The sequence below is a fragment of the Pseudomonas sp. NPDC089752 genome, assembly GCF_044748725.1.
Taxonomy (GTDB): domain Bacteria; phylum Pseudomonadota; class Gammaproteobacteria; order Pseudomonadales; family Pseudomonadaceae; genus Aquipseudomonas.
Genome location: NZ_JBIVGP010000002.1, coordinates 315,118 through 327,670, shown reverse-complemented (window position 1 = coordinate 327,670; position 12,553 = coordinate 315,118). Strand labels below are relative to the sequence as shown.

Genomic DNA, 12,553 nt, shown 5'->3' with positions numbered 1-12,553 from the left:
CATTTTTCGATGAACACTCGATACCGAAAAATACTCGACGCTATCTCAAGGACGCCCACCACCTCGGCTTTGGCCTTTTCCGAGATCGAAGCGCTGGTGCTTCATCTTGGCGGGCAGGTTCTGGAGCGGCAAGGCTCCAGAGTCAAGCTGGTGCTTGGTGACCAGTGCTGGAGATGCCATCGCCCCCACCCAGGCAAGGAAGCCAGGCGGTATCAGATTGAAGAGGCCCGCGAATTCTTGCTGCGGGCAGGAGTCAGCTTATGAGTTGCATGCGTTACAAAGGCTATGCTGCCCGAATCGAATACGATGATCGCGATGATATTTTCGTCGGTCGCGTGCTTGGCATGCGCGACATCATCAGTTTTCATGCGAGTTCGGTCCCCGAGCTGCATGAGGCCTTCAGTGAAGCGCTCGAAGACTACCTCGCCGACTGCGCGGAGCAGGGCATCACGCCGGAAAAGCCGGCATCGGGCAAGGTCATGTTGCGTATCCGGCCGGAAGTTCACGCCGCTGCCAGTATTGCTGCCCGCGCGGCAGGCAAAAGCTTGAATCAGTGGGCGGATGAAGTGTTCGAGCAGGCGGCTTTCGCTTGATCGAACACTTCTTCTTTCAATCTTCTGATCACTCGTGGCAGGCTCTACCGCGCTTAATTGGCCGGTCATCGAGTACACAATGCCTTTTTCCAACGGTTTTCTCCTCAGCCTGTCCCTGTGCCTCGATATCGGTATTGCCAATATCGCCATGATCACCCTGGCCATGCAGCGTGGTTTTCTGCAGGGCTTCTGGCTTGGCCTGGGGACGTGCGTAGGTGACCTGGTCTATGCCATCGCGGCGCTGGCCGGCATGACCGTGTTGTTGCAGTTTGAAAGCGTGCGCTGGGCGCTATGGCTTGGCGGCTCGGCCTTGCTCGTGTGGTTCGCGCTGAAGATGCTGCTGGCGGCCTGGCGCGGCGGGCATATGGAAGCGCGCAGCGAGGTGGTCGTGGAGTCGGCCTGGCGCGAGTTCTTGCGCGGCATCTTCCTGGCCATGTCGTCACCTACCGCCATTTTGTGGTTCGCCGCCGTGGGCGGCGTGCTGATTTCCCGCTCGGGCGGTGGCAGCTTGCTTGATGCGGGCTTATTCCTGGGCGGTTTTTTCGCCGCCGGGCTGGTCTGGTGCCTGAGCCTGTGTGGCATTGCCAGCCATGGCGGGCGCTTGCTTGGCGATCGTCTGCTGACCTGGTCCTACCTGCTGTCGGCGGCGATTTTCTGTTATTTCGCGGTGTATGTGATCGTTTCGGGTTACCGTGAATTCATTCTTGCCAGCCCTGGGCTTGGCTGAGGCAACATTTTTTCAACGTGCTGTCGATTCCTGCAGCTACCGTTCGACAAAGAGCTGAAGGGTACAGGCCGTTCTGTACTCGAATGCTCATGAACGATCGGAGGAACAGCCGATGAACACCGCCGCCGAAAACGAAATTCGCCAGCTGATCGACGGCTGGATGCAGGCCGTGCGCGACCGCGACATCCCAAAAATCACCGCCCCTTATGCCGACGACATCGTTGCCTTCGATGCCATTAAGGAGCTGCAATTCAAGGGCAAGGCCGCTTACCAGGCGCATTGGGAAATGTGCATGAATATGTGTACTGGGCCCATGGTGTTTGAGCTCGCCCAACTCACCGTGCAAGCCGACGGCGACCTGGCACTGGCCCACTGGCTCAACCGTTGCGGCCCGGGAGATGACGAAAGCCAGTGCGGCTTCATGCGCGCCACCGTCGGCTATCGCAAGGTCGGCGGCAAGTGGCAGGTTATCCACGAACACTGGTCGGCGCCGTTCGACATGGAAACCCAGAAAGCACTGTTCGATCTCAAACCCTGAGCCGCTATCGCCAAACGCACCTTGCCAATGCCGTGGAGACGACCATGAAATACCTGTGCCTGGTCTATTGTGACGAGGGGCTGCTGCACAGCTTGCCTGACAGCCCGGAAGACGCCGAGTGCATGGCCTACGCCGAGTCGCTGCAAGGCTCCGGGCGCATGCTCGCGGCCGAGGCGTTGAAACCGGTGCAAACCGCCACCACGGTGCGCATGCGGGGTGGGCAGATGAGCCTGACCGATGGCCCGTTCGCCGAAACCAAGGAACAGCTGGCGGGCTTTTACCTGGTCGATGCCCGTGACCTCAACGAGGCCTTGAACATCGCCAAAGGCATCCCCGCCGCGCGAGTCGGCAGCGTTGAAGTAAGGCCAGTGCGCGAACTGCAACCCTGACAGCAACGGAGAACAACAAGAATGAGCCTTGCCCAACCTGCGCAAGCGCAGCACGAGTTGTCCATCAGCCGCCTGATCGACGCCCCACCCGCCAAGGTATTTCGCGCCTGGACCGAGCCCGAGTGGCTGATGCAATGGTGGGGGCCGCACGGCATGACCACCCCGGAGTGCGAAATGCAGCTATGGGTCGGCGGCCTGTTTCGTACCCTGATGCGCGCGCCCGATGGCACCGAGTACCCGACCCAGGGTGTGTTCCTGGAGATCGCCGCGCCACGCCGCTTGGTGTTCACCGACGCCTTTGGGCCCGGCTGGGTGCCTTCGGCCAAGGCCTTCATGACCGCCGTGGTGACCTTTGACGAGGAGCAGGGCAAGACTCGCTACACAGCGCGCGCCTGGCACTGGAACGCCGAGGACAGCCGGGCCCATGAAGAAATGGGCTTTCACCAGGGCTGGGGAGAAAGCCTGGACCGTCTGGTGGAGGTCGTCACCCAGCGGATGCCGGACTGATGACAGCGTTGGCGCAGGTGCGCGCTGAGGTCGAGGCGGTCTACCGGCGTGACTCTCGGCGCATTCTGGCGACGCTCATCCGGCTGCTGGGGGACTTCGATCTGGCTGAAGAGGCCATGCACGATGCTTTCTTCATCGCCGTCGAGCGCTGGCAACGTGACGGCATTCCGCACAACCCGCGGGCGTGGCTGGTTTCAACCGGCCGCTTCAAGGCCATCGACGCGCTGCGCCGGCGTGCACGATTCGACCGTTCGCAGTCGGACCTGATCATGCTCATCGAGGGCCAGGGGCAAGACCCGAGCGAGGAGGAACTGCTGGTGGACGATCGTCTTCGGCTGATCTTCACCTGCTGCCACCCGGCGTTGGCGGCAGATGCGCAGGTGCCGCTGACCCTGCGCGAAGTCTGCGACCTGACCACCGAGCAGATTGCCCGCGCTTTTCTCCAGAGCCCGGCGACCATCGCCCAGCGCATCGTCCGCGCCAAGGCCAAGATCCGCGATGCGCGCATCCCCTACCAGGTGCCGGAACTGCATGAATTGCCCGAACGCCTGGAAAGCGTGTTGCGGGTGATCTACCTGGTGTTCAACGAAGGGTATTCGGCGTCCTCGGGCGAGGCTCTGTTGCAGCAGGATCTGAGCGACGAAGCCATTCGCCTTGGCCGCTTGCTGGTGCAGCTGCTGCCGGATGCGGAGGCGGTGGGCCTGCTGGCGCTGATGCTGTTGCAGGCGTCACGCCAACGCGCGCGCAGTGATGCCGAGGGCAATCTGGTGTTGCTCGACCAGCAGGATCGCAGCCTGTGGGACCGCGCGCAGATCGATGAAGGTTGCGAGCTGGTGCGATTGGCGCTGAGCAGTCGGGCGATTGGTGTTTATACCGTGCAGGCAGCGATTGCGGCGCTGCATGCCGAGGCGGCAAGTGCCGAGGAGACGGACTGGGCGGAGATTGTCGGGCTATATGATGTGCTGCTGAGGCATTGGCCTTCAGCGGTAGTGGCGCTCAATCGGGCGGTGGCGCTGGCCAAGCGGGATGGGCCGCAGGCAGGGTTGCTGGAGGTGGAGGCGATTCTGGCGGCCGGCGACTTGCGCGATTATCACCTGGCGCATGCGGCGCGCGCGGAGCTGCATTTTCAGCTAGGGAATATAGAAGAGGCGCGTGCGTCCTGGCTGCAGGCGCTGGAGCTGACTCGGCAGGAGCCGGAGCGTAGGCATATCGAACGGCGCTTGCTTGAGCTGATGTAGTGGTCCAGCTGGCCTCTTCGCGGGGCAAGCCCGCTCCCACAGAGTTTCACCACTGACCCTGTGGGAGCGGGCTTGCCCGCGAAGAATCCAGCACGATGCTTAACTGGCGACAAAATTCGGCGGCGATACCAGCTCGACGGTCTGCTGCTTGCGCGGCGCCAGAATCTCGGCCTCACCCTCGACCACCAGCTCATCGTTCTGGTTGTAAACATTGGTGGCGATGCGCACCTTGAACTTGGGCAGCTTCTCGAGAATTTCCAGGCGCACGGTCAAGGTGTCGCCGATCTTCACCGGCTTCTGAAAGCTCATCTGCTGGCCCAGATAGATGGTGCCGGGGCCAGGCAGGGTGCAGGCGACCGCAGCGCTGATCAGCGCACCGCTGAACATGCCGTGGGCAATGCGTTCGCGGAACATGCTCTTGGCCGCGAATTCGGCATCCAGGTGCACCGGGTTGTGGTCACCGGACATCGCGGCGAACAGCTGGATGTCGCGTTCTTCCACAGACTTCTTGTACTCGGCCTTCTGGCCGACTTCTAGAGCTTCGTAAGGCGTGTTGGTGACCTGGGTCATTGGCGCTTCCTTGATGGACGGACGAGGCCGCTATCATTCACTGCGGACAGGGCGGCCAAGGGCCAGCGCCTGCTCCAGCCACGCGAGGATATCGGCGCTGACCTCGTCCCGATTGAGTTCGTTGAGCACTTCGTGCCGCGCCTCAGGATAGACGCGCAGCTGTACATGTCGATTGCCGGTCGCGCGCAGGGCGTCGGCCAGATGGGTGAGACGCTTGCCAGCACTCACCGGATCACATTCTCCGCCAATTATCAGCAACGGCAAGTTCGGGTCGATCTGCGCGAGGTTGCGTTTCTGGCTGATCTGCGCAAGACCCTGCAGCAAATCGAGCCACAATTGATTGCTGCAACGAAAGCCGCACAGCGGGTCGTTGACGTACTTGTCGACTTCCTCGGGGCTGCGGCTGAGCCAGTCGAAGGCCGTTCGATTGGGCTTGAAGGACTTGTTGAACGAGCCGAACGACAGCCATTCGATCAGTGCGCTCTTGCCTTGCGGGCCCTGGCGCCAGGCTTCCAGGCGCGCGATCAGGCGCGCTGTGCGGTACAGCGCAGCGGGCTGGAAGTTGGAGCCGCTGAGGATGGCGCCTTGCACGCTGCCACTGTGGTGCATCAGGTAGGCCTGGGCGATGTAGCTGCCCATGCTGTGGCCAAACAGGAACAACGGCGTGCCTGGGAATTGCTGGCCGATGTGCTGGGCCAGCAGGCCGAGGTCGTTGACCACGGCATTCCAGCCATGTTGTCGGGCGAACAGGCCGAGGCTGCCAAGTTCGGCGGTGCGCCCGTGGCCGCGCAGGTCGGGGGCCAGCAGCGCGAAGCCGGCAGCGTTCAGGGCATGGCCCAGGTGCTGGTAGCGCCCGGCATGTTCGGCCATGCCATGCGCCAGCAGCACCACGGCCTTGACCGGCGTGGCTGGCAGCCATTGGTGCACGTACAGGCTGCAATGCTCGCTGGCGGGCAGCCAGAAGGCGTCGTGGGGCATGGCGGGTCCTTTGCGCTAGGGTACGAGCACAGTGTATGCACAAGCGGCTGAATTGCAGGAAGGGCACAAATAAGATTCACAATGTTAATGGCGGCACTTGGCGTATATGCCACCTCGGGCTTACCTGCTAACGTCGGTTGAACGCCTTTTTGCCGTCAGGCAAAGGGATTACAGGCTCAGAGCGGGTTCAGGCAGAGGAACAATAATAAATGCAAGCCGACTTCTGGAATGACAAGCGCCCGGCGGGCGTCCCTTCCTCCATCGATATTCATGCGTACAGCTCGGTCGTCGAGGTGTTCGAGCGCTCCTGCAAGCGCTTCGCCGACCGCCCGGCGTTCAGCAACCTTGGCAAGACCCTGACCTACGCCGAACTCGATCGCTTTTCGGCGGCCTTTGCCGCCTGGCTGCAGCAGCACACCGACCTGGTGCCGGGCGACCGCATCGCCGTGCAGATGCCCAACGTGCTGCAGTACCCCATCGCGGTGTTCGGCGCCCTGCGCGCCGGGCTGATCGTGGTCAACACCAACCCGTTGTACACCGAGCGCGAAATGCGCCACCAGTTCAAGGACGCCGGCGCCCGGGCCCTGGTGTACTTGAACATGTTCGGCAAACGGGTGCAGGAGGTGCTGCCGGATACCGGCATCGAGTACCTGATCGAGGCCAGGATGGGCGACCTGCTGCCCGCGGCCAAGGGCTGGCTGATCAACACCGTGGTCGACAAGGTGAAGAAGATGGTCCCGGCCTACCAGTTGCCGCAGGCCATATCGTTCAAGCAGGTGCTGCGCGAGGGCAGGTCACTGAGCCACAAACCGGTGCCACTCAGCCTCGACGACATCGCCGTGCTGCAATACACCGGCGGCACCACCGGGCTGGCCAAGGGCGCGATGCTCACCCACGGCAACCTGGTCGCCAACATGCTGCAGGTGCTGGCGTGCTTCTCGCAGCATGGCCCGGACGGGCAGAAGCTGATCAAGGAAGGCCAGGAGGTGATGATCGCGCCGCTGCCGCTCTACCACATCTATGCATTCACCGCGAACTGCATGTGCATGATGGTCACCGGCAATCACAACGTGCTGATCACCAACCCACGCGACATCCCAGGCTTCATCAAGGAGCTGGGCAAGTGGCGGTTCTCGGCATTGCTGGGACTGAACACGCTGTTCGTGGCGCTGATGGATCACCCCGGTTTCCGCCAGCTGGACTTCTCCGCGCTCAAGGTCACCAACTCGGGCGGCACGGCGCTGGTCAAGGCTACCGCCGAACGCTGGGAAAGCCTCACGGGCTGTCGCATCGTCGAAGGCTACGGGCTGACCGAAACTTCGCCGGTCGCCAGCACCAATCCCTACGGTCAGCTGGCCCGCCTCGGAACGGTGGGCATACCGGTGGCGGACACCGCCTTCAAGGTAATCGACGATGAGGGCAATGAACAGCCGCTGGGCGAGCGGGGCGAGCTGTGCATCAAGGGCCCGCAGGTGATGAAGGGCTACTGGCAGCAACCCGAGGCCACCGCGCAGGCGCTGGATGCCGAGGGCTGGTTCAAGACGGGCGACATCGCGGTGATCGACCCGGACGGCTTCACCCGCATTGTCGATCGCAAGAAGGACATGATCATCGTTTCGGGTTTCAACGTGTACCCCAACGAAATCGAGGACGTGATCATGGGCCACCCGCAGGTGGCCAACTGCGCCGCCATCGGCGTGCCGGACGAGCGTTCGGGCGAGGCGGTGAAGTTGTTCGTGGTGGCGCGTGAAGGCGGGCTTGATGTCGATGAGCTGAAGGCCTACTGCAAGGCCAATTTCACTGGCTACAAGGTGCCCAAGCACATCGTGGTGCGTGAGTCGTTGCCGATGACCCCCGTGGGCAAGATTTTGCGGCGTGAACTGCGCGATATCGCTTGATTGCATCGTACTAACTTGTGGGAGCGGGCTTGCCCCGCGAAGAGGCCAGGCAGGATATCCCTATCGCCTGATATGGCCTCTTCGCGGGGCAAGCCCGCTCCCACATGTATATCCGGTCGCTCTGGGGCAATGTTTCTGTCCCAACTTGCGACATTTTGGATAAATACTCTAAAAATGACTTGTATATTTCATTGAGTCATTTTTATGACCATGAGGCCTAATTTGGCCTCTAGGCGACCCTCTACAAAGCTGTTACGCTCGGCCCGCTTTCAGATGATACGGTTTGCAACGAACCGCCATCTCATATCAATAATAAACGCATAGACGCGTGAATCGAACTTCGCTGTTGCTGAAGGAGTGGGCTTCCATGATCGACCATTTTTGGAAGGATAAATACCCAGCCGGGATTACGGCGGAAATCAATCCTGACGAATTCCCAAATATCCAGGCGGTACTCAAGCAATCCTGCCAACGCTTTGCCGATAAACCGGCCTTTAGCAACCTGGGTAAGACCATCACCTATGGCGAGTTGTATGCCCTGTCGGGCGCCTTCGCGGCCTGGCTGCAGCAGCATACCGACCTCAAGCCGGGTGATCGCATTGCCGTCCAGCTGCCGAATGTCCTGCAGTACCCGGTAGCCGTGTTCGGCGCCATGCGCGCCGGCCTGATCGTGGTCAACACCAACCCGCTGTACACCGCACGGGAGATGGAGCACCAGTTCAACGACTCCGGCGCCAAAGCCCTGGTGTGCCTGGCCAACATGGCGCACCTGGCCGAGAAGGTGGTGCCCAAGACCCAGGTCAAGCATGTCATCGTCACCGAAGTGGCCGACCTGCTGCCACCGCTCAAGCGCCTGTTGATCAACAGTGTGATCAAGTACGTGAAGAAGATGGTGCCGGCCTACAGCCTGCCGAACGCCGTGCGCTTCAACGATGCGCTGGCACAGGGCAAGGGCCAGCCGGTCACCGAAGCCAACCCGCAAGCCAATGATGTGGCCGTGCTGCAATACACCGGCGGCACCACCGGCGTGGCCAAGGGCGCGATGCTGACCCACCGCAACCTGGTGGCCAACATGCTGCAGTGCCGCGCACTGATGGGCGCCAACCTGCAGGAAGGCTGCGAGATCCTCATCACCCCGCTGCCGCTGTACCACATCTATGCCTTTACCTTCCATTGCATGGCGATGATGCTTATCGGCAACCACAACGTGCTGATCAGCAACCCGCGCGACTTGCCGGCGATGGTCAAGGAACTGGGCAAGTGGAAGTTCAGCGGCTTCGTCGGCCTCAACACCCTGTTCGTTGCCCTGTGCAACAACGAGGCGTTCCGTGCCCTGGACTTCTCGGCGCTGAAAATAACCCTGTCCGGTGGCATGGCCCTGCAACTGAGCGTGGCCGAGCGCTGGAAGACCGTGACCGGTTGCGCCATCTGCGAAGGCTACGGCATGACCGAGACCAGCCCGGTGGCGGCGGTCAACCCGGCCGAAGCCAACCAGGTCGGCACCATCGGCATTCCGGTGCCATCGACCCTGTGCAAAATCATCGACGACAGCGGCAACGAGCTGCCGCTGGGCGAAGTGGGCGAGTTGTGCGTCAAGGGCCCGCAGGTGATGAAGGGCTACTGGCAGCGCGAAGACGCCACCCATGAGATCCTCGACAGCGAAGGCTGGCTGAAGACCGGTGACATCGCCCTGATTCAGCCGGACGGCTACATGCGCATCGTCGACCGCAAGAAGGACATGATCCTGGTCTCGGGCTTCAACGTGTACCCCAACGAGCTGGAAGATGTGCTGGCGGCTCTGCCAGGCGTGCTGCAATGCGCGGCGATTGGCGTGCCGGACGAGAAGTCGGGTGAGCTGATCAAGGTGTTCATCGTGGTCAAGCCGGGCATGACCCTGACCAAGGAGCAGGTGATGGAGCACATGCGTGCCAACGTCACCGGCTACAAGGTGCCGCGCTACATCGAGTTCCGCGATGCGTTGCCGACGACCAATGTGGGCAAGATCCTGCGTCGTGAGTTGCGTGATGAAGAGCTGAAGAAGCAGGGGCTGAAGAAGATCGCTTGATCTTATTGGCTTTGCTGGCCTCTTCGCGGGGCAAGCCCGCTCCCACAAGTATGGGGTGAACCACTTGTGGGAGCGGGCTTGCCCCGCGAAAGGGCCAGTGAATTCAGCGAAGTTTTTCCAGCATCTGGTAGTACCACATCCCCGCCGCCAACAGCGGATTCCCCAGCAAGTCCCCCATCGGCACCTTGATGTGCTTGCACCCCGCAAAGGTATCGAACTTCTCCAGCGTCCCGGTCAGCGCCTCGGCCATGATCTCGCCCATGATATGGCTGGTGGCGATGCCATGCCCCGAATAGCCCTGGCAGTACCAGACGTTATCCGACAGTTTGCCCAGCTGCGGAATGCGGTTGACCACGATGCCCATGGCACAGCTCCACTGGAACTCGATCGGCACGCCCTTGAGCGCCGGGAAGGTGCGCTCGATGCAGGGGCGCAATTCGCCAGCGATATCTCGCGAATCCTTGCCTGAATAGTTGGCGCCGCCACCGAACAGCAAACGCTTGTCGGCGGTGAGGCGGTAATAGTCGAGGACGAAGCGGCAGTCGTAAACCGCCAGGTCTTGAGGGTTGATCTGATCAGCCAGTTCCCCCAGCGGCGCGGTGGTAACGATGCCGCCCATGGCGGGGAAGATCTTGCCCTTGAGCTGACGCTTTTCCAGCTTGTGGTAGACGTCGCCGGCCAGCATGACCTGGCGTGCCTCGACACGGCCATGGGCCGTCACCACGGCTGGGCGCGGGCCGTGGACGATATCCAGTACCTCTGAGTTCTCGAAGATCAAAGCCCCTAGCGCTTGGGCGGCACGCGCCTCGCCCAGGCACAGGTTCAGCGGGTGCAGGTGCAGGTTGCGCAGGTTCTTCAGCGCGCCGAGATACAGCGGGCTCTGCAGGTGCTCGGCAACGGCAGTGCGATCGAGCATTTGCACCTGCTCGCCCATGCCGCGACGTTGCGCTTCAGCCTCGAAGCCGCGCAACTCATCCAGGTGCGACGGTTTCATCGCCGCATGCAAATGGCCGCGCTTGAGGTCGCAGTCGATGCCGTAACGCGCGACCCGCTGCTCGATGATCTGGTGCCCGCGCCAGCGCAGGTGCCAGATGAAGTCGTCGACCTCGCTGCCCAGGCGGTCGCGCATCTGCGTGCGCATGGCTTCGTCGCCCGACAGGCTGCCGGTGACCTGGCCGCCATTGCGGCCACTGGCGCCCCAGCCGATGCGGTTGGTTTCGACGATTGCCACCTTGAGCCCACGCTCGGCCAACTCCACGGCCGTAGCCACGCCGGTGAAGCCGCCGCCGATGATCGCCACGTCGACCTGCACGGTGCCCTTGAGCTGCGGGTACTGCGTGGGGTCGTTGAGGGTGGCGCTGTAGTAGGACGGCGCACGCTGGGCCGGGCCGTTGTTCACTGCTGCGTTCATGGGTGTTCCTTGTTCTGAATGGGTGAGGCTCAGGCCTGGTGCAGGTACCAGCGCCAGTCCTGTTCGCTGACTTCGGCCATGAACTGGCGGTACTCGGCGCGCTTGACCTTCAGGTACACCCCGAGGAAGTCAGCGCCGAGCGCTTCGCGCGCCCACTGCGAACGCTCCAGGGCGTCGAGGGCGGTCAGCCAGTCGGTCGGCAGGTGTTCGGTGGCCTGGGCGTAGCCATTGCCTTCGACCGGTGCACCGGGGTCGAGCTGCTCGCGGATACCGCGGTGGCTTGCGGCGAGAATGGCGGCTGCGGCCAGATAAGGGTTGGCGTCGGCGCCGCAGATACGGTGCTCGACATGCCGGCTATTGGCCGGCCCACCCGGTACGCGCAGGCTGACAGTGCGGTTGTCGACGCCCCAGGTCGGGGCCAGCGGTGCATAGCTGTTGGCCTGGAAGCGGCGGAACGAGTTGGCGTTGGGGCAGAACAGCAGCAGCGAGTCGCGCAGGTGGCGCAGCATGCCTGCCACCGCCTGGCGCAGCAGTGGGGTGCCGGCCTTGTCTTCACTGGCGAACAGGTTGTTACCGGCGCTGTCGGCCAGGCTCAGGTGCATGTGCATGCCGGTGCCGGCCAGTTGCGCGAAGGGCTTGGCCATGAAGCACGCCTGCATGCCGTGGGCATGCGCCACGCCTTTGACCAGGCGCTTGTAGCGCACGGCCTGGTCCATGGCTTGCAGAGCATCGCCATGTTCCAGGGTGATCTCTACCTGGCCGGGGGCGTACTCGGAGATCGCCGTGCGCGCCGGGATACCCTGCGCTTTGCAGGCGGCATACAGGTCGGCGAGGAACGGTTCGATCTGCTCCAGTTCGCGCAGGCCGTACACCTGAGTGCTGCGCGGGCGGCCGCCGTCGTTGTCCAGTGCCGGTTGCGGTCGGCCCTGGGCGTCTCGCTGCTGATCCAACAGGTAGAACTCCAGCTCACAGGCCATCACCGGGTGATAGCCGTCGGCCTTGAGCGCCTCGATGGTGCGCAGCAGGACATGGCGTGGGTCGGCGACGCTGGCCGGCAGGCCTTCGCTGGGGTGCATGCTGACCTGCACGGCGGCGGTCGGCACTCGCCGCCAGGGCAGGCGCACCAGGCTGCCTTCCAGGGGGTAGGCACGGCAGTCGATGTCGCCGACGTCCCACACCAGGCCGGAGTTTTCCACGTCATCGCCATTGAGGGTCAGGCCAAGAATGGTGCTCGGCAGCGGGCGGCCGCTCTGGTACACCGCCAGCAGTTCGTCGCGGTGCAGCAGCTTGCCGCGCGGCACGCCGTTGGCGTCGAGGATGAACAGTTCAAACAGCTCGATATCGGGATTTTCAGCGAGAAAACGGCTGGCGTGCTCTACAGGTGCAAAGTGCATGATGGATTCGCTCGTGGGCGCACAGGACCACCGCGCAAGGGCGGTCCAGCTGAGTCAATCGGCCGGAGGCGGCCGGGTCTGGTCAGAGATGCGTGAGCGACGTATCCGGTGGGCGCGCATGGCGGCAGTGCCACAACGCCCAGAAGGCGAGGATCACATGCACCAGCGGATTTTCGCCAGCGCAGGTCCTGGCCTTCGCTAGCGAAGGGCGGGGCAGCGGCGGGGCGATGGGCTGGGCGGGGGTC

At 62.7% G+C, this 12,553-nt stretch carries 12 protein-coding genes; 8 read left to right on the top strand and 4 right to left on the bottom strand.

The window, feature by feature from the left end:
- Positions 1-260 precede the first annotated feature (260 nt).
- From ACIPZF_RS04335 to ACIPZF_RS04310, 6 genes are all read left to right on the top strand, one after another.
- The gene (locus tag ACIPZF_RS04335; protein ID WP_400795609.1) at positions 261-593 is read left to right on the top strand and encodes a type II toxin-antitoxin system HicB family antitoxin; all 333 of its coding nucleotides are present in this window, start codon (positions 261-263) and stop codon (positions 591-593) included.
- A 79-nt stretch (positions 594-672) separates the two neighbouring features.
- Positions 673-1,320 (top strand): LysE family translocator, encoded by a 648-nt coding sequence (locus ACIPZF_RS04330; RefSeq protein WP_400795607.1) that lies wholly within the window; start codon positions 673-675, stop codon positions 1,318-1,320.
- Positions 1,321-1,432: 112 nt separating this feature from the next.
- Complete coding sequence (locus ACIPZF_RS04325) at positions 1,433-1,858, top strand: YybH family protein (RefSeq protein WP_400795605.1); 426 nt, start codon at positions 1,433-1,435, stop codon at positions 1,856-1,858.
- A gap of 44 nt (positions 1,859-1,902) precedes the next feature.
- Positions 1,903-2,247: a YciI family protein gene (locus ACIPZF_RS04320; protein WP_400795603.1), complete on the top strand. Its 345-nt coding sequence runs from the start codon at positions 1,903-1,905 to the stop codon at positions 2,245-2,247.
- Positions 2,248-2,268: 21 nt separating this feature from the next.
- Complete coding sequence (locus tag ACIPZF_RS04315; protein WP_400795600.1) at positions 2,269-2,754, top strand: SRPBCC family protein; 486 nt, start codon at positions 2,269-2,271, stop codon at positions 2,752-2,754.
- The gene (locus tag ACIPZF_RS04310) at positions 2,754-3,992 is read left to right on the top strand and encodes an RNA polymerase sigma factor (RefSeq protein ID WP_400795597.1); all 1,239 of its coding nucleotides are present in this window, start codon (positions 2,754-2,756) and stop codon (positions 3,990-3,992) included. The genes ACIPZF_RS04315 and ACIPZF_RS04310 overlap by 1 nt, the downstream gene beginning before the upstream one ends.
- A 99-nt stretch (positions 3,993-4,091) precedes the next feature.
- Here the strand turns inward: ACIPZF_RS04310 and ACIPZF_RS04305 are convergent, their stop codons facing one another.
- Both ACIPZF_RS04305 and ACIPZF_RS04300 read right to left on the bottom strand, forming a co-directional pair.
- Positions 4,092-4,562 carry a MaoC family dehydratase gene (locus ACIPZF_RS04305; protein ID WP_213657844.1) on the bottom strand — a complete coding sequence of 157 codons (471 nt, stop codon included), beginning with the start codon at positions 4,560-4,562 and terminating at the stop codon, positions 4,092-4,094.
- A gap of 33 nt (positions 4,563-4,595) precedes the next feature.
- A complete protein-coding gene (locus ACIPZF_RS04300; RefSeq protein WP_400795594.1) occupies positions 4,596-5,540 on the bottom strand; it encodes a lysophospholipase in 945 nt (314 codons plus the stop codon).
- Between the two features lie 209 nt (positions 5,541-5,749).
- Between ACIPZF_RS04300 and fadD2 the strand changes: the two genes are divergently transcribed.
- Together fadD2 and fadD1 are read left to right on the top strand one after the other, a co-directional pair.
- On the top strand, positions 5,750-7,438 hold the full coding sequence (gene fadD2, locus ACIPZF_RS04295) for a long-chain-fatty-acid--CoA ligase FadD2 (RefSeq protein ID WP_400795591.1): 1,689 nt from the start codon (positions 5,750-5,752) through the stop codon (positions 7,436-7,438).
- Positions 7,439-7,805: 367 nt separating this feature from the next.
- Positions 7,806-9,503 (top strand): long-chain-fatty-acid--CoA ligase FadD1, encoded by a 1,698-nt coding sequence (fadD1, locus tag ACIPZF_RS04290; protein ID WP_400795588.1) that lies wholly within the window; start codon positions 7,806-7,808, stop codon positions 9,501-9,503.
- A 103-nt stretch (positions 9,504-9,606) separates the two neighbouring features.
- Here the strand turns inward: fadD1 and ACIPZF_RS04285 are convergent, their stop codons facing one another.
- Positions 9,607-10,914 (bottom strand): NAD(P)/FAD-dependent oxidoreductase, encoded by a 1,308-nt coding sequence (locus ACIPZF_RS04285; RefSeq protein ID WP_400795586.1) that lies wholly within the window; start codon positions 10,912-10,914, stop codon positions 9,607-9,609.
- A 29-nt stretch (positions 10,915-10,943) separates the two neighbouring features.
- Positions 10,944-12,308: a glutamine synthetase family protein gene (locus ACIPZF_RS04280; protein WP_400795584.1), complete on the bottom strand. Its 1,365-nt coding sequence runs from the start codon at positions 12,306-12,308 to the stop codon at positions 10,944-10,946.
- Positions 12,309-12,553: the final 245 nt, after the last annotated feature.